This window comes from Kitasatospora sp. CB01950 (assembly GCF_001905465.1).
Lineage (GTDB): Bacteria > Actinomycetota > Actinomycetes > Streptomycetales > Streptomycetaceae > Kitasatospora.
Map to the genome: position 1 here is coordinate 601,171 of NZ_LISX01000002.1, position 16,831 is coordinate 618,001.

Genomic DNA, 16,831 nt, shown 5'->3' on the forward strand with positions numbered 1-16,831 from the left:
GGCCGGAGTCCCCGTGGGGCGACGGCCACTGGGAGGCGGCGGGTCGGGCCTGGGTCCGGCTCTCGGTCTGGGCCGGGGCTGCGACCAGGCCCGCCGTGAAGATCGCGACGATCAGGGCCGCGGTGGCGCGTCGGATGAACATGTGTCGGGTCTCCTTGGCTACGAGGGGCCGTCGGACCCGGGTCGGCACGGCGCCGGCGTCGCGACGAGGGTGAACAGGGCGGGCTACTCGACGATCCGCACGACCTTGCCGGCCCCCACCGTGCGACCGCCCAGCCGGAGCCAGAACTGCGTGCCCTCCTCCCGAACGTCTCGGTCGGCCGGTCGGCCGGTCGGCATGCCGATCGCCTTGCTGCAAGTGATGTGACGTGGCGTCAATTCTGCGATCACCGGCCCGGGTCGGGCCGCGCCAGGACGTGGCGGAGATGCCGGGGCCTCTGAAGCAGACGCGGCGCTGTCGGTGCACTCCGGGACCGACTCGGGTGCGCCGGCGGACAAAGCGGAACCCGCCGGCCGGCCCAGACTTGGCGAAGCCCGGTCGTGGTCGCCCCGGTGGCGCCCGCCGCACTCTCACGGGCGGCGGCCACCGGAGCATCCGCCAGCATGCCGCAGGTCGTTGAAGGGCAGCCTTCTGCGCATGACATGTCCTTGAAATGGGAGTACCTGGCAATGCAGATATCTGCTTCGACCGATTCAACAGGCCGTGGCCGACGGCGGAATGTCGCCGTCTCGCTCGTGCTCACGCTGGCGGCGGGCCTGCTGGGCCTTGTGACCGCGTCGCCGGCTGCCGCCGTTCCCGGCTCGCCGCCGCTGATCACCTGGAACATGCAGGGCGCCCAGGCGGGCGGCCAGAGCAAGTGGACCGTCAACATCGGCAACATGGTCAACGGGGCGGTCACGCCCCCGATCCTGGCGCTTCAGGAGATGGGATCGGGCCTGCCGCCGCAGGCGCGCGGGACCACCAGGGAGAACCTCACCGTCGCGAACGGCGGCCTGTTGCCCGTGCCGGCCGCGGCCGGCCTCCAGGGCACCCTGCCGCCCTATGCGAACCCGGGCGGTCCGCAGGAGGTGCGCCACGGCCAGTGGGCCTCCGGCGGCATCAACCATGACGTGTACTTCCTGCAGACGGACCCCAACGGCGACTCCTGGGGCGGCGGGCGTGTCAACCTCGGCTTCGTCACGGAACGGGGGGCGGACGACGTCGTCGTCCTGCCCAACCCCCTGGGGCCGCAGACCGGTTGGGCGGCGCGTGCGACGCTGGGCCTGCGATTCGGCGGCACCTGGTACTTCACCGTCCATGCCCTGTCCGGCTCGCACGGCAGTGACGCTCCCGGGCTGCTGGCGAACATCGGCCGATTCGTCGCGAACCGCGGGCAGGGCGAGGATTGGGTCGCCCTCGGCGACTGGAACCGGGAGCCGGCCTCTCTGCAGGCGGCGGGACTGCCTGCCGGGGCCGGCATCTTCAGCAGCGAGCACGCGACCCATCGGGACGCCGGTGAGCTCGACTACGCGGTGTACTCCAACGGCAATCCGGGCGGTGTGATGGTCGCACCGATGGTCAACATCAACCGGGACTTCCTCGACTCCGATCACATGCCCGTGCTCGTCGGCCAGTTGACAGCCGCGGCGACCCACACGCAGTCCGTCGGGGGACGGGCGGTGGAGAGCATGGCCGCCGGCGGCGTACTGGACGTGTACCACGAGAGAACCGCCAACCTCACTCCCATCGACTCCTACGTCCGCAGCGGCCAGAGCAACCAGAGCTGGACGCTGGACTTCTACGGCGACAGCACGGTCCGCTTCCAGGGCGAGGGCAGCGGCAGGTGCATCGACATCACCAACAGCGAGCAGAATCCGGGCTCCGGCCGTTCCCTCTCGCTCTGGGACTGCTCCGACACGGCCAGCCAGCGGTGGACACCCGTGCCTCTGGGCAACGACCAGTACCAGTTCCAGAGCGTGCTGCTGCCCAGTCTGTGCATGAACATCGAGGGCGGCCAGAGCGACCCCAACCTCACCGCGAACATCGTCCTGTACGGCTGCGAGAACACCCCCAACGAACGGTGGATCATCACGCCCGCCCACCCGAGCAACACGCAGGTCGCGCACCCTGACGACCTGTCGCGGATCACGCCGGCGACGGTCACGATCGGGGCCGCGATCTCCGGCGGCGTCCTGGACGCCTACCACGAGCGGACCGCCAACGACACGGACATCGTCTCCTGGCACCGCAACGGCTTGAGCAACCAGGGCTGGATCCCCCACTGGCGGGGAGACAACATCGTCACGTTCGAGGGCGTGGGCAGCCACCGCTGCGTCGACATCTACCAGAGCGACCGGAACGTCACCGCCGGCCGCAAGCTCGTCCTGTGGGACTGCAGCGGCGGGACGAGCCAGCTCTGGCACGCCTATCAGCTCGACGACGGTCAGGTGGTCCTGCAGAGCGTTCTCTACCCCGACCTGTGCATGGACGTCGCGGGGGCTCCCAGCAACCCCGACAACGGTTACCTGGACGCCTGGAACTGCAACGCCAACCCCAACCAGCAGTTCATCCTCAGCCCGTTCGACCTGACCGGCTCACCGCAGCGCGACACGGACCCCGACCGGTTCGAGTCGTACCTGCGCATCGCCACCCCCGACCCCGGTCAGCCCGCGCAGCGGGTCGGCTACTACACCGGCTGGTCGACGTACGCCAATGCCTTCTACCCGAAGAACCTCGACACCGACGGCATCGCGGGCAAGCTGACCGTCCTCAACTACGCGTTCGAGAACATCGACCCGGTCAACCTGACCTGCATGGCGGCGAACAAGCCGTCGTCGCCGGACGAGAGCGACACCACCGGCAACGACGGCTCCGCCGACGCGTACGCCGACTACCAGAAGATCTACACCTCCGACATCAGCGTCGACGGCAGCAGCGACAGTTGGGACCAGCCGCTGCGGGGCAACTTCAACCAGCTCAAGCAGCTGAAGGCCAAGTATCCGAACCTGAAGGTCCTGGTGTCGATCGGCGGGTGGACCTACTCGAAGTACTTCTCGGACGCCGCCGCCACCGACGACGCCCGCAAGAAGTTCGTCAGCTCCTGCATCGACATGTACATCAAGGGCAACCTGCCGACGGTCGGCAACGACCCGGCCGGCGGCACCGGCGCCGCGGCCGGGGTCTTCGACGGCTTCGACATCGACTGGGAGTTCCCGGGCAGCGCCAACGGCCACGCGGGCAACCACGTCTCCCCGCAGGACGGGGCCAACTACACCGCCCTGCTCAACGAGTTCCGCAGCGAACTCAACGCCCTCGGCGGCCAGCACATGCTCACGTCCGCGCTGCCCGCCGGGCCCCGCGAGATCAACAACCTGGACCTCCCGAGCATCGCAGGCGCCCTCGACCTGGGCGACGTCATGACCTACGACATGCACGGCGCCTTCGAGACCAACGGGCCCACCAACTTCCAGGCCCCGTTGTACGACAGCCCGGCAAGCCCGGCCTTCGGAACCGGCTTCACCGTCAACGACGCGATCACCCACTACCTCGGCGGCGGTTTCCCCGCCGGCAAGCTGGCCCTGGGCGTCCCGTTCTACGGACGCGGCTGGACCGGTGCACCCGACGGCGGACAGCACGGCCGCTACCAGTCCGTCACCGGCCCCACCGCCCCCTTCCCGCTCTCCCAGCAGCCCGGCACCGCCGTCTGGAAGGAACTCAAAGCAGCAGGGCTGACCGGCAATTACTACTACGACCAACAGGCCAGGAGCACCTGGATCTACGACGGCACCAACTTCTGGAGCATCGAGACCCCCGACTCCCTCGCCGACAAACGGCAGTACATCAAGACCATGGGCCTGGGAGGCGTCATGATCTACTCCCTCGACGGCGACGACTCGTCGAGCACCCTGCTCAACGCGGCGACCGGCATGGGCAACTGACACCCGGCACCACAGGAGGCCCGTGCCCCGGCACGGGCCTCCACGCGCGTGGGTACGCGAGCGGGAACGGCGAGGACGCGCCTGGCTCAGGAATGTCCAGAGCTGGTTGGCGCCGCCGTTGCCTGCGTAGGTGACCACATGGGCGCAGTCGTCCTGGGAGGCGCCCGCGAACGTCCAGTAGCGACCAGTGAATTGACGAACCGCCGCCAAGGGCGCAGCTGCCGGAGGCGATCTCGTTTACGCCCCGCTCAAGCTCGTGCGGCCCGCCCAGCCTGCGGCGCCGCCCTCGACAGCGTGGTCCCGATCGTCGGCGCGAGGGCCGCGGGCTCCACGTTCGGGCCGGGCTGTGCGTCACTTGTGCAGCGGCGGCCACGGTCCGCGCTGCGCTTGCTGCCGGCGGTCGACGGGCCGCCACCAAAGGTAAAGATTCTACCAAGCATGCAAGTTTGGCCCGGGTGCGGGTCTATGCTTTTCGAGGTTTGAAGAAGGCACCTCGTTCGGTGAGGCTTCTTCACGGACACAGGCCACTGATCCGACGACGTCGAGAGACGCCCAGGGTTAGGACAGATCCTCCCGACCTAAGGGTTGATCCGAAGTGGCTTCCGGCCGACCGGGCCGGATCACGCCGTGGAGTGCCAAAGCTCTGACGAGTTGGGGTGAGCCGGCGGTTTCGCGCGTCGGTGAACTCCTTGCCGCGTCGATCACACGCACCACGGGGTGCGTCGACCGGGAGGAGGCGAGAGACATGGATTGCAGTAGTCCGGGCCACAGTTGCCCCTGCCCCCGCTTGCCCTCGCACACCTCCGGCACGCGGTAACCACCTTCCCTGCGCGCACACCTGCCGCTGCGTCACGCCCGCCCGACGGCTCCGCCACACCCTGGTGGCCTCACGTCGTCGCGGCGCGATGCGCCGTGCCCTGCCGCAGGGGGATGCTGCCGCGTGCCCCCGAACCGCCCCGCCTGTCACGGGGCCACGGGAGGCCCGTCATGACCACCAATGCCACCCTCAGCTCGAACGTTCCCGCCCCGCGTTCCGCCGTCCTGGACGACGCGCACGTCGGCGACATCAAGGGCGCGCTCGGCACCATCCGCCACGACGACACCGCGCCCCGCCAGGGGCTTTCCGCCAAGCTCAAGACCCTGCTCGCGATCGTCGGACCCGGCCTGATCGTGATGGTCGGCGACAACGACGCCGGCGCGTTCGCCACCTACGGCCAGGCCGGCCAGGACTACGGCACCCACCTGCTGTGGACGCTGCTCCTGCTCGTCCCGGTGCTCTACGTCAACCAGGAGATGGTGCTTCGCCTGGGCGCCGTGACCGGCGTCGGGCACGCCAGGCTGATCCTGGAACGCTTCGGCAGGTTCTGGGGCGCCTTCTCGGTGATAGACCTGTTCCTGCTCAACGCGCTCACCCTGGTCACCGAGTTCATCGGCATCACCCTGGCCGCCGGCTACCTCGGCCTGCCGAAGGTCGCCTCGGTGGTCCTGGCCGCGGCGGTCATCATCGCCTCGGGGTTCACCGGCTCGTTCCGGCGCTTCGAGCGGATCGTGGTCACCCTGTGCGTCGGATCGCTGCTCCTGATCCCGGTGTACTTCCTGTGCCACCCGTCCGCCTCGCAGATGGCCCGCGACTTCGTCGTGCCGAACATGCCCGGCGGCTCCGGTGAGCTGTCCAGCGTCATGCTGCTGATCATCGCCATCGTCGGCACCACCGTCGCGCCGTGGCAGCTGTTCTTCCAGCAGTCGTACGTCATCGACAAGCGGATCACCCCGCGCTTCATGACGTACGAGAAGGCCGACCTGGTCATCGGCATCGCGATCGTCATCGTCGGCGGCGCCGCCATGATGGGCTTCACCGCCGCCGCCTTCACCGGCACCGACGGCTTCGGCCGGTTCGAGGACAGCGCGGGCGTGGCCAAGGGCCTGGCCGACAACGCCGGCCAGCTTGCCGGCGCGCTCTACGCGGTCGCCCTGCTCGACGCCTCGATCATCGGCGCGTTCGCCGTCTCCCTCTCCACCGCGTACGCGATCGGCGACGTGTTCGGCATCAAGCACTCCCTGCACCGCGGGGTGAAGGGCGCCAAGGGCTTCTACGCCGTCTACGCCGGACTGGTGGTCGTCGCCGCCGCCATCGTGCTGATCCCCGGCTCGCCGCTGGGCCTGCTCACCGAGGGCGTCCAGACCCTGGCCGGCGTGCTGCTGCCCTCCGCCAGCGTCTTCCTCCTGCTGCTGTGCAACGACAAGGCCGTGCTCGGCCCCTGGGTGAACGGCCCGAAGACCAACGCCTTCACCGCGGCCGTCGTCGGCATCCTGGTCACCCTGTCGATCATCCTGACCGCCGCCGTCCTGTTCCCGGACATCGACTCCGGCACGATCATGACGATCATGGCCTGCTGCGGCGTCGCGGGGGTCCTGGCCGCCGGGTACGCCTTCACCCGCCGACGCACCGGCACCAAGGAGGACCCGGTCGACCGCACCGGTCGCGACGAATGGCGGATGCCCCCGCTGGAGACCCTGGCCAAGCCGACCGTCTCCACCGGTTACAAGATCGGCATGGGCGCCCTGCGCACCTACCTGCTGATCGCGATGGTCCTGGTCGTCATCAAGATCGTCCAGACCGCCACGGGCAGCTGACCGCAGCTCCCCGGGGGCGGCGGGCACGCACCTCGCCGCCCCCGGGGAAGCCGGCCCCCTCACCGACCCTCGCTCCGAGGAAGGAGGGCACCACCGTGCGCCGCACCCCGAACCACGCCGCCCAACAGCCGCACACCTGCCCCAGCGTCACCCTGGCCCTGCACGACGGCACCGAGCGCGCCTACCGCCTCGACGACCCCGGCGCCTGCCCGCACTCCGGCACCGCCAACACCGTGCGGTCCGCCTACGAGCCGCGCGTGCACCTCGCCTACCTGCTGGCGTGTCAGGGCCACGACCCCGGCCGGCTCGCCGACTTCGCCGACCTGCCGCTGGCCGCCGCACACCGCATCACCGAAGCGGCCCGGGGCCCGCGCGCCTGAGCGCGCCGCGCCAAGAGCCCCGCAGCCAGCTGATGGAGAGCGTCTGGGGTCGGCCCGACAACGGCGACACCCGCACCATCTCCACCCATATCGCCCGGCTGCGCAGCAAGCTCGGCACCACCCACCGCCCGGCCACCGCCCCGCCATCGCCATCGTCCGCCAGATCGGCTACACGTACGACCCCCGCCTGGCCGCCACCTGAGCCCTCACCGACAAGGGCGCTCACGACCCATGGAGAAGGTGCCCCGTGCACACCCTGACCACCCTCGACTTCCTGGTCCGACTGGCCACCGGCGTCGGCTGCGGGGCGCTGATCGGCGTCGAACGCCAGTGGCGCGCCCGGATGGCGGGCCTGCGCACCAACGCCCTGGTCGCCGCCGGCGCCACGCTGTTCGTCCTCTACAGCGAGGCCGTCGGCGACGCCGGCAGCCCGACCAGGGTCGCCTCCTACGTCGTCTCCGGCATCGGCTTCCTCGGCGGCGGCGTCATCCTGCGCGACGGCGCCGGCGTGCGCGGTCTCAACACCGCCGCCACCCTGTGGTGCTCGGCCGCCGTCGGCGTCCTCGCTGCCTCCGGCCAACTGGAATTCGCCGTCCTCGGCACACTGGCCGTCCTCGCCGTCCACCTGGTGCTGCGCCCGGCCGGCCGACTCCTTGACCGAGCCCCGCAAGCCGGCAGCGACCCGGACTCCAGCGTCCGCGCCACCGTCCACCTGGAGTGCGACCGCACGGCCGAGACCCACATCCGCGCCCTGCTGCTCCAGGCCATGACAGCCTCCGGCCTCGCGCCCACCGGACTGCGCGCCCGCCGGACCGACCACGGCGACGCCACCAGCCTGCGGGCCACCGTCGCCATCACCGGGCAGGTCGCCCCGGCCCTGGAGCAGGTCGTCACCCGGCTCTCCCTGGAACCGGGAGTCCACGACCTGCACTGGCACCTCGACGCCGAGTCCGACGACCCCAGCAGCCCGGCGCTCGCCTGAGAACCCCACCGAACGAGACCGCGCACCCCCGAACCGCACCCGTAGAAGGAGGCCACCACCATGACGAGAATCGCGCTGTACCCGTGGACGGGCCGAGGCGCCGCGCTCACCGGCGTCCTGCTGCTCCTCGTCCTCGAAGCCACCGCCATGGGAACCGCCCCCGCCGGCCTGCGATCCTTCCTCGGCGGCGTCCTGCTCGGCTCCTCGACCGCCGGACTGGTCGTCGCCCTGCTCCTCGCCCGCACGCTCCACCGGACACTCGCCCTGCCGGCGAACGACGACACCCGGTGGTACACCGCCCGCACGCTGGACGGCTTCCCCATGGAACAGGTACGGCCACTGCTGCTCGCGTCCGGCGGCCCGGGCCTGAACCGGCTGTACACCGCCTGGGTGTTCGCCACCCACGGCCACGAGGCCCCGTGGATCGCACGCCATCTCGACCTGCCCGTGCCCACCGCCCGACTGCTGGTCGACGCTGCCCGACGACACTCCTCCCCCGCTGCCGACACCGCGCACCCGAACGACTGACGACCGCCCGCGCCCGACCGGCCCGAGCCGCCCCAACGCGAGGAGGCCGTAGTGATCACGGCCTTCGACCACGTCCGGCTCTCGGCACCACCCGGAAGCGAAACCCTCCTGCACGCCTTCTACGGCGGCGTCCTCCAGGTGGCCGAGATGCATATTTGCGTATCGACGCAAGAGATAGGAGACTTCCCACGGCACCCCTGTGTGCCGTCCCGGCAGTGCGCGAGCCTGCCCGGCATCGGCGTACCCAGGCAGAACCGGAGGAGGCAGCCATGGGCGAAGACCCTCCCAGTACCCGGTGCCGTCCCGGCCGCCTTCCCTTCGCCGCCCGCGCCTGACGCGGCACGCGGCGTGACACGGCGGGTGCGTCCCTCTGTGGGATGCACCGCCGTCCGGTCCTGTTCTCCGGCTTCTGCCTGTTCACGTACGCGCTCCGCTCCCCCGCTCCCCGGCCCGTGGTCGAGGCGGCCAGGGCCGATGGTGCGCGCCCGGAGGTTCTCGTCATGTCGTTCCTGAAGTCGGCCCCGGCCGCGTCCCGGACCTCGCTGCCCGCCCGGATGGCCGGCCGGCTGTCCCGGATGACGTGGGTGGACGTGGTCGTCGCCGCCGCGGTCCTGGTCCTGCTCTACCTCGCCCTGCGAGTCGGACAGGGCACCACCGTCCGCTTCTCCACCGGCCAGGACGCGGGCGTCGACACCGACCCGGCACGACTGCCGTACGACGCGGCGCGCTCGCTGCTGCGGATGTTCGCCGCACTCGTGCTCTCGGTCGTCTTCACCTTCGCCTACGCCTACGCCGCGGCCAAGAGCCGCCGCCTGGAGCGCATCCTGATCCCCGCGCTGGACATCCTCCAGTCCGTGCCCGTCCTGGCCTTCCTGACCGTCGCGGTGACCGGCTTCATCGCGCTGTTCCCCGGTTCCATGCTCGGCCTGGAGTTCGCGGCGATCTTCGCGATCTTCACATCCCAGGCGTGGAACATGACCTTCGGGTTCTACTACTCCCTCACGTCGCTGCCGCGTGAACTCGACGAGTTGTCCCGCTCGTTCCGCTTCACCCGGTGGATGCGGTTCTGGAAGGTCGAGGTGCCCGCCGGCATAATCGGCCTGGTCTGGAACGGCATGATGAGCTTCGGCGGCGGCTGGTTCTTCCTGGTCGCCTCCGAGGCGATCAGCGTCAACAACCAGAAGTACGCGCTGCCCGGCGTCGGCTCCTACGCGGGTGCCGCCATCACCGACGGCGACCTCGGCAAGGTCGGCTGGGCGATCGCCACCATGGCCGTCATGGTGATCGCCGTGAACTTCCTGTTCTGGCGACCGCTGACCGCGTGGGCGGAGAGGTTCAAGAACGAGCAGTCCGAGGCCACCGAGATCCAGCGTTCCGTCGTCCTCGACTTCCTGCGCCGCTCGCACTGGCCCGAGCTGTTCGGCCGCCTGCTGCGCCCGGTGGGCCGGGTGCTGTCCCGCGCCGGGAGGCTGCTGGGCACCGACGACCGTCCACTGGCCTTCGCCACCACCCGGCAGCGCACCGGAGACGTGGCCTTCGCCGTCGTCGCCGGCGGTCTGATCCTGTGGGGCCTGTTCGACCTCGGCCACTACCTGTACGACAGCACCGGCCTCGGCGTGTTCGGCGAGCCCCTCCTGCTGGGCCTCGCCACCCTCGCCCGCGTGGTCGTCCTGGTGACGGTGGCAACCCTGGTCTGGGTACCGATCGGCGTGAAGATCGGATTCTCCCCGAAGCTGACCCGCGTCGCCCAGCCCGTCGTCCAAGTGCTGGCCAGCTTCCCCGCCAACTTCCTGTTCCCGCTGGTCGTGTGGCTGCTGCTGAAGACCGGCCTGTCGATCGACGTGGGCGGCATCCTGCTGATGGCCCTCGGCGCCCAGTGGTACATCCTCTTCAACACCATCGCCGGTGCGATGGCCATCCCCACCGACCTGCGCGAGGCGATGGACGACCTCGGCGTGCACGGCTGGCAGCGCTGGCGGCGCCTGATCATCCCCGGGATCTTCCCCGCCTACGTCACCGGCGGCATCACCGCCTCCGGCGGCGCCTGGAACGCCTCCATCGTCGCCGAGGTCGTCACCTTCGGCACCACCACCCTCACCGCCACCGGCCTCGGTGCGTACATCGCGCAGGCCACCGAGCGCGGCGACTACCCGCACCTGCTCGCCGGCGTGGCCGTGATGAGCCTGTACGTCGTCGCCGTCAACCGCCTGTTCTGGCGCCGCCTCTACCGGCTGGCCGAGACCCGCTACTCCCTCTGACCAGTCACGCGAGGCCCCGCCCGCACCACTTCGCACGGAGAACCTCCATGAGCCTCAAGACCCTCTTCGGCCGACGCTCCACCGACACCGACACCGCCGCCAGGACCGCCCCGGCCACCGCCGGCCGCCCCGCCGACGGCGAGGTGCTGCTGGAGACCGTCGGCCTGACCAAGGCCTACGCAGGCGCCGACGGCGAACTGCCGGTGCTCTCCGGCATCGACCTCCAGGTGCAGGCCGGCGAGATCGTCGCGCTGCTCGGCAAGTCCGGCTCCGGCAAGTCCACCCTGCTGCGTTGCCTGGCCGGCCTGCTCCCGCCCAGCTCCGGCACCGTCTCCTACCGCAGTGCCCCGCTGACCGGGGCCAACCCCGGTACCGCCATGGTCTTCCAGACCTTCGCCCTGCTGCCCTGGCTGACCGTCCAGCAGAACGTCGAACTCGGCCTGGAAGCCCGCGGGGTGAGCCCCCAGGAGCGTGCCGAGGCCGCCGTCCGGGCGATTGACCTGATCGGCCTCGACGGCTTCGAGTCCGCCTACCCCAAGGAGCTCTCCGGCGGCATGCGCCAGCGCGTCGGCTTCGCCCGGGCCCTGGTCGTCGAACCCGACGTGCTGATGATGGACGAGCCGTTCTCCGCCCTCGACGTCCTCACCGCCGAGAACCTGCGCGGCGAACTGATGGAGTTGTGGGACTCCGGCCAGTTCCCCACCCGCGCCGTCGTCCTGGTCACCCACAACATCGAGGAAGCGGTGATGATGGCCGACCGGATCGTCGTCCTCGGCTCACGCCCCTACGGCACCATCCGCGAAACCGTCGAGGTCGCCCTGGAACGGCCCCGCGACCGCGACTCCGCCGCCTTCGACGAACTCGTCGACCGCGTCTACCGGATCATGACCGGACGTCCCAAGGAGACCCGCCTGCCCGGCCGCAGCGAGGCCGTCCGACTCGACAAGCGCACCGTCGCCAACACCCCGCTGCCCACCGCCAGCGTCGATGGTCTCTCCGGCCTCGCCGAGATGATCGCCCACCGCGGCAACCGCTGCGACCTCGCCGACCTCGCCGACGAACTCGGCCTCGACATCGACGACATGCTTCCCCAGGTCGACGCCCTCGACCTGCTCGGATTCGCCGAGATCAGCGGCGACGACCTCCTGCTCACCGACACCGGCACCGCCTTCGCCGGTGCCGACGTCCAGAAGTCCAAGACCATCTTCGCGAGCGCAGCCCTCGAGGTGCCGCTGGTCAAGCTGATCACCAACAGCCTGCGCGGCAAGCCCGACGCCACCGTCCGCGCCGGCTTCTTCCGCGACCTGCTCGCCCACCACTACACCAGCGAACAGGTCGAGCGGCAGCTGGAGACCGCCACCGACTGGGGCCGCTACGCCGAACTGTTCAGCTACGACTCCGCACCCCAGGAGTACCGGCTCGACGAAAACGCCGACCTCCCCCGCTGACGCGCGACGGCGAGGGACACCCCGTCCCGCGCCCTCCCGTACCGCACCTCTCAACCCGCCTGCCCCGTCGCCGGGCGCCGCCGCCCCAACCGGGCCGACCGAGCACCCTGCGCCTCGACCGGCACGCCCACCGCGGCCTCCCCGCCGCCGCCTCCGTCACCGCCGCCCCCGTGCTCCGGCATCCTGCCGGCGACCAGCGCCGCCTCCGTCAACAGCCCGCCCACGTCGGCAGCCCGGTAGAAAATCCGCGTCCCCTCCCGCCGCGACACCACCAGCCCCGCCGCCCGCAGCCTCGCCAGATGCTGCGAGGTGGCCGCCACGTGGGCGCCCAGGAGTTGCGCCAGCTCGCTCACCGGCAGCTCCCGCCGGCTCAGCGCCCACAGCAACCGGTAGCGCGACGGGTCGGCGACCGCCTTCAGCACCGCCACCGCGCGCTCCGCCGCGTCCGCGTCCCACGCTTCTCCTTGCGCATTCATGCAAAGATCGTACCGGTGCGCCCCGGCCAAGGGCTCCACCGTCGTCGGCATCAACGGCCCGCGCCTGCTGCGCCAAGCAGCCTGGCCCCACCCCGAGGGCCTGGACGAGATCGTCGTCCTGACCGGCCCGCACCACGTAAAAGATCGCATCCACGATCCTCCGCAGCGGGTGCTTCTCCCGACGCCCGCCCTTCGGCCCCACTCCCGCCGACGAAAGCAACGGCTCCACCAGCGCCCACTGTGCGTCCGTCAGATCCGACGGACAGCCACCCCCAGAACCACCCACGCAGAACTCAACGGGCGTCCCGGCCCACGGCTACGACAGATCTCACACGCGGTCGGAAAGTGGGTCATTCCCCAGCCGACAGCACGCGACATCGCAGGTCGAACAGGGCCCGTCGGAGGCATGCGACAAGAACGCGAATGCCTCACCTGTTACGTTGCCGTTTGAGGGCCGGCGTGGTCTGTTCACGAGCGCCGAAGGCGCGGGGTGGGGCCAGTAGCGCTCGCCGCCTTCAAGCGCAACAGTTGGCCTGGCCCGGTCGCGGACGCAGTCGTGGACGGTCGAAGGACGCGTCAGCTGCCCCGGAGACCCACCGCCAGGGTCAGTTCGAGGACCCGGTCCGGCGAGGCGAGATCCGGAAACAGCTCCCGCAGCTGCGACATCCGGTACCGGACGGTCTGCGGATGGACGAACAACGCCGCCGCCACCTCGTCGCGCCTGCCCTGGTGCAGCAGCCACGCCCGCAACGTCTCCTCCAGCCGCCCTGCGGTCGCGGCAGGCACGGTCCGCAACGGCGCGAGGGCTCGGGCACGCAGGTCTGCGAACGCATCCACGTCCGCGCTCAGCACCAGCTCGGGCAGGTGGTCCTCGGTGTCGCGAATCTCGGCGGAGAGGGAGCGCGCGCGGACGGCCCGGGCGTACGAGGCGGACGCACGAGTCCATGGCCGTGCCGGGCCGACCACGGCGGTGCGGTCGGTCAGCTGCCGCAAGAGGTGTGATCGGTCGGCATCGGGGACGAGCAGCACACCGGTGGCGTCCGGCAGGTCGTCGAGGACGAGAGTGCTCGGGTCGAGCCCGCGGTAGGCGGGCCGGGCCTGGGCGGCGGGCAGCAGGACCGCGGTCAGCGAAACCGGAGGCTGCCACCCGGCGCGTTGAACAGAGGCCAGCAGCACGTCCGGGCTCGCGCCGGCGAGGAGGTCGCGGGCCAGGTGTTCCAGGTGGCGCTCCTGGGCCCTGCCCCGGGCGGCCAGTTCGTCGGCATGGCCCGCGGCGCTCGCGGCGGAGAGCTCGTCGATGTAGGCGAAGGTCAGCTCGGCGAACTTGGCGACCTCGGCGGCGGGCAGACCTGCGGGCACGGCACCCGCTGCCAGGCATCGCCAGGCCACCCGGGCGCCGACGCGGTAGGCGCCGAGCAGAGCGTCCATCGAACGGCCGTCGCGCACCTCGCCGCGGCCCAGCTCGTAGGCTGCGTCACCGGCGTCGCCACCCGTGGCGTTCCCGCTCGCGAGGTCCAGGTAGTGCCCCAGGGCGGTGCGGACGGCTCGGCGGATGGTGCCGCCCATACGGCCCGACAGGGCGTTGGCGTAGGGAGGGACCTCGTCGATGATCGCCTCGACGACCTCGTCGGCGGTGGCCGCCAGCGCGGCCCGAAGCGCGGCGACCGTCGTCTCGTCCAGGACCAGCTCACTGGCCCTCCGGATTGCATGACTCACGTTTTTGTTCCCTGCGAACAATTCATCCGACCAGATTCACGCCCTACGGTCAGGACTTTACGCCCTGAGGCGCAGCAAGCTGGAGTCATGACGAGTGCAACCCTCCGCAGCAGAACGTGGCAACTGCTGGAGATGGTCACCACACCGCTGCTGCCGTCGGACTACCTCGACCTGGTCAGCCCGCTGCGTGCGGGCGCCGACCTGCGTGGGCGCATCGAGGCCGTGCACCCCGAGACGGCTGACGCCGCGACCCTCGTGATCAGGCCGGGACGGGGCTGGCGCCGCCACACGGCCGGCCAGTACGTGCGGATCGGGGTCGACGTCGACGGGAGGCGCCTGTGGCGTGCCTACTCCATCACCTCGCCGACAGACCGCCAGGACGGCCGCATCACGATCACCGTGAAGGCGATCCCGGACGGCCAGGTCAGCAACCACCTCGTCCACAGGGCGCGACCGGGCACGCTGATCCGGCTCGACCAGCCGACCGGTGACTTCGTGCTGCCGCATGCCAAGCCCGCCAAGGTGCTCTACCTGACGGCCGGCAGCGGCATCACGCCCGTGATGGGCATGCTGCGCGACACCGAGGTCGACGACGTCGTCCTGGTCCACTGCGCGCCGCAGCCGCAGGACGTGCTCTTCCGCGACGAACTGCACGGCCTGGTCGCGGACAAGAAGCTGCGCCTCACCGAGGTGCACACCGCCATGGACGGCAGGCTCGACGTCGCCCGTCTCGGCGAACTCGTGCCCGACTGGGCCGAGCGCGAGACCTGGGCCTGCGGGCCCGCGGGCCTGCTCGACGCCGCAGAGGAGCACTGGACCGACAACGGCGTCCGAGAGCGCCTGCGCACCGAACGCTTCCGCCCCCGCATCGTCGTCGCCGGCGACGGCGGCGCGGTCACGTTCAGCACCACCGGCAAGACCGTCGACGCGGACGGCGCCACGCCGTTGCTGGACATCGGCGAGGAGGCCGGCGTGCTCATGCCCTCCGGGTGCCGCATGGGCATCTGCTTCGGCTGCGTCACGCCGCTCAAGGCGGGCGCCGTCCGCGACCTGCGCACCGGCGAGATCACCGAGGCCGAGCCGGGCGTCCTCATCCAGACCTGCGTGTCCGCCGCGGCGGGCCCCTGCGACATCGAACGGTAGAAGCGCCTTGACCGCCATCGACCCCACCGCCCACCTGACCGCGGAGCAGATCGAGGAGCTCGGCCGCGAGCTGGACGCGATCCGCGACGAGGTGCTCGCCGCCCGCGGCGAGCAGGACGCCGCCTACATCCGCAAGGTCATCTCGGCGCAGCGCAAGCTCGAACTGGCCAGCAGGGGCGTGCTGCTGTTCTCGATCTTCCCGCCCGCGTGGCTGCTCGGCACCGCCGGCCTGTCCGTGGCGAAGATCATGGAGAACATGGAGATCGGCCACAACGTCCTGCACGGCCAGTGGGACTGGATGCGGGACCCGAAGATCCACTCCACCACCTGGGAGTGGGACCACGTCTCGCCGTCCGAACAGTGGAAGCACTCGCACAACGAGCTGCACCACACGTACACCAACGTGATCGGCAAGGACAACGACCTCGGCTACGGCATCATGCGCGTCGACGAGGACCAGAAGTGGCACCCGCTCCACCTCGGCCAGCCGCTGTGGAACCTCGTCAACGCCTGCTTCTTCGAGTACGGCATCGCCGCGTACGACCTCGAACTCGGCAAGAACCTGCACAAGCGTCGCCGCAGGAACCCGGAGTTCCGCGCGCGGGCCAAGGCCGTGGGCCGCAAGATCCGCAAGCAGGTGCTCAAGGACTACGTGATCCACCCGCTGCTGTCGGGCCCGTCGTTCCTCACCACGCTCGCCGCCACGTTCACCGCGAACCTGGTCCGCAACATCTGGTCCCACTCGGTGATCATGTGCGGGCACTTCCCCGAGGGCGTACAGGTCTTCGAGCGCCGGTCGGTCGAGGGCGAGACGCGCGGCCAGTGGTACCTGCGCCAGATGATGGGCTCGGCGAACATCAGCGGCAGCAGGGCCATGCACTTCATGACGGGCAACCTGTCCCACCAGATCGAGCACCACCTGTTCCCGGACCTGCCGAGCAACCGGTACGCCGAAGTCGCGGTGAAGGTGCGCGCACTGTTCGAGAAGTACGAGCTGGAGTACATCACCGGGCCGCTGCCCAAGCAGGTGTTCTCCGCGTGGCACAAGGTCTTCCGGCTCTCGCTGCCGAACAAGAAGCCCAAGATCAAGACACCGGCCCGCGAGAAGGAGCTCGTCGCGTCCTGATTCCCGGTAGTGCTTCTCCGGGTGACGACATCCGCACGGGAGCCCTCGCCGCGCTCGACGGCCTGCGGACCAGGTCTGCCGAGACAGCAGCCCGACACGCCGTTGACCTGCCCGGCGACCACCGCCCGCCAACGCCCACCACCGCCCGTCCAACGGACAGGTCGGGGTCACAGTGGCGCGTTCACGGCTACCGAAGGCGCGGGGCGGGGCAAGGAGCGCCCG

At 70.5% G+C, this 16,831-nt stretch carries 12 protein-coding genes, 1 pseudogene and 1 riboswitch; of the genes and pseudogenes, 10 read left to right on the forward strand and 3 right to left on the reverse strand.

From position 1 onward, the window contains the following. Positions 1 to 735: 735 nt before the first annotated feature. The 8 genes from AMK19_RS07500 to AMK19_RS07535 all read left to right on the forward strand — a co-directional run bounded on the left by AMK19_RS07500 (position 736) and on the right by AMK19_RS07535 (position 12,148). On the forward strand, positions 736 to 3,918 hold the full coding sequence (locus AMK19_RS07500) for a glycosyl hydrolase family 18 protein (RefSeq protein ID WP_073809098.1): 3,183 nt from the start codon (positions 736 to 738) through the stop codon (positions 3,916 to 3,918). Between the two features lie 485 nt (positions 3,919 to 4,403). Further along, positions 4,404 to 4,581: riboswitch (M-box (ykoK) riboswitch) on the forward strand. A 324-nt stretch (positions 4,582 to 4,905) separates the two neighbouring features. Beyond that, positions 4,906 to 6,552: an NRAMP family divalent metal transporter gene (locus tag AMK19_RS07505; protein ID WP_073809100.1), complete on the forward strand. Its 1,647-nt coding sequence runs from the start codon at positions 4,906 to 4,908 to the stop codon at positions 6,550 to 6,552. 95 nt (positions 6,553 to 6,647) lie between these two features. After that, positions 6,648 to 6,932: a hypothetical protein gene (locus AMK19_RS07510; protein ID WP_073809101.1), complete on the forward strand. Its 285-nt coding sequence runs from the start codon at positions 6,648 to 6,650 to the stop codon at positions 6,930 to 6,932. Positions 6,933 to 6,964: 32 nt separating this feature from the next. After that, positions 6,965 to 7,192 carry a winged helix-turn-helix domain-containing protein gene (locus AMK19_RS07515; RefSeq protein ID WP_073809103.1) on the forward strand — a complete coding sequence of 76 codons (228 nt, stop codon included), beginning with the start codon at positions 6,965 to 6,967 and terminating at the stop codon, positions 7,190 to 7,192. Then, on the forward strand, positions 7,180 to 7,914 hold the full coding sequence (locus tag AMK19_RS07520) for an MgtC/SapB family protein (protein WP_073809105.1): 735 nt from the start codon (positions 7,180 to 7,182) through the stop codon (positions 7,912 to 7,914). The genes AMK19_RS07515 and AMK19_RS07520 overlap by 13 nt, the downstream gene beginning before the upstream one ends. Positions 7,915 to 7,974: 60 nt before the next feature. After that, positions 7,975 to 8,442 (forward strand): hypothetical protein, encoded by a 468-nt coding sequence (locus AMK19_RS07525; RefSeq protein WP_073809106.1) that lies wholly within the window; start codon positions 7,975 to 7,977, stop codon positions 8,440 to 8,442. Between the two features lie 554 nt (positions 8,443 to 8,996). Beyond that, a complete protein-coding gene (locus tag AMK19_RS07530) occupies positions 8,997 to 10,700 on the forward strand; it encodes an ABC transporter permease (RefSeq protein ID WP_241844304.1) in 1,704 nt (567 codons plus the stop codon). A gap of 47 nt (positions 10,701 to 10,747) precedes the next feature. After that, on the forward strand, positions 10,748 to 12,148 hold the full coding sequence (locus tag AMK19_RS07535; RefSeq protein ID WP_083646558.1) for an ABC transporter ATP-binding protein: 1,401 nt from the start codon (positions 10,748 to 10,750) through the stop codon (positions 12,146 to 12,148). A gap of 50 nt (positions 12,149 to 12,198) precedes the next feature. On the opposite strand, the gene AMK19_RS07540 is transcribed toward AMK19_RS07535, so the two are convergent. The 3 genes and pseudogenes from AMK19_RS07540 to AMK19_RS07550 form a co-directional block, all read right to left on the reverse strand. Next, on the reverse strand, positions 12,199 to 12,624 hold the full coding sequence (locus AMK19_RS07540; protein WP_073809661.1) for an ArsR/SmtB family transcription factor: 426 nt from the start codon (positions 12,622 to 12,624) through the stop codon (positions 12,199 to 12,201). 121 nt (positions 12,625 to 12,745) lie between these two features. Beyond that, positions 12,746 to 12,910, reverse strand: a pseudogene (locus AMK19_RS07545) (transposase); the annotation flags it as partial. A gap of 290 nt (positions 12,911 to 13,200) precedes the next feature. Next, positions 13,201 to 14,340 (reverse strand): PucR family transcriptional regulator, encoded by a 1,140-nt coding sequence (locus AMK19_RS07550; protein ID WP_073809108.1) that lies wholly within the window; start codon positions 14,338 to 14,340, stop codon positions 13,201 to 13,203. 87 nt (positions 14,341 to 14,427) lie between these two features. On the opposite strand from AMK19_RS07550, the gene AMK19_RS07555 reads away from it, so the two are divergent. Together AMK19_RS07555 and AMK19_RS07560 are read left to right on the forward strand one after the other, a co-directional pair. Continuing rightward, positions 14,428 to 15,483 (forward strand): ferredoxin reductase, encoded by a 1,056-nt coding sequence (locus AMK19_RS07555; protein WP_073809110.1) that lies wholly within the window; start codon positions 14,428 to 14,430, stop codon positions 15,481 to 15,483. 7 nt (positions 15,484 to 15,490) lie between these two features. Continuing rightward, entirely contained in the window at positions 15,491 to 16,609 is a 1,119-nt protein-coding gene (locus AMK19_RS07560) for a fatty acid desaturase family protein (protein WP_073809111.1), read from the forward strand. Positions 16,610 to 16,831: the final 222 nt, after the last annotated feature.

Coding starts and splice junctions, on each gene's coding strand:
- AMK19_RS07505 (WP_073809100.1), top strand. CDS start 4,906: ATGACCACCAATGCCACCCTCAGCTCGAACGTTCCCGCCCCGCGTTCC.
- AMK19_RS07515 (WP_073809103.1), top strand. CDS start 6,965: ATGGAGAGCGTCTGGGGTCGGCCCGACAACGGCGACACCCGCACCATC.
- AMK19_RS07525 (WP_073809106.1), top strand. CDS start 7,975: ATGACGAGAATCGCGCTGTACCCGTGGACGGGCCGAGGCGCCGCGCTC.
- AMK19_RS07530 (WP_241844304.1), top strand. CDS start 8,997: ATGGCCGGCCGGCTGTCCCGGATGACGTGGGTGGACGTGGTCGTCGCC.
- AMK19_RS07535 (WP_083646558.1), top strand. CDS start 10,748: ATGAGCCTCAAGACCCTCTTCGGCCGACGCTCCACCGACACCGACACC.
- AMK19_RS07540 (WP_073809661.1), bottom strand. CDS start 12,624: ATGAATGCGCAAGGAGAAGCGTGGGACGCGGACGCGGCGGAGCGCGCG.
- AMK19_RS07555 (WP_073809110.1), top strand. CDS start 14,428: ATGACGAGTGCAACCCTCCGCAGCAGAACGTGGCAACTGCTGGAGATG.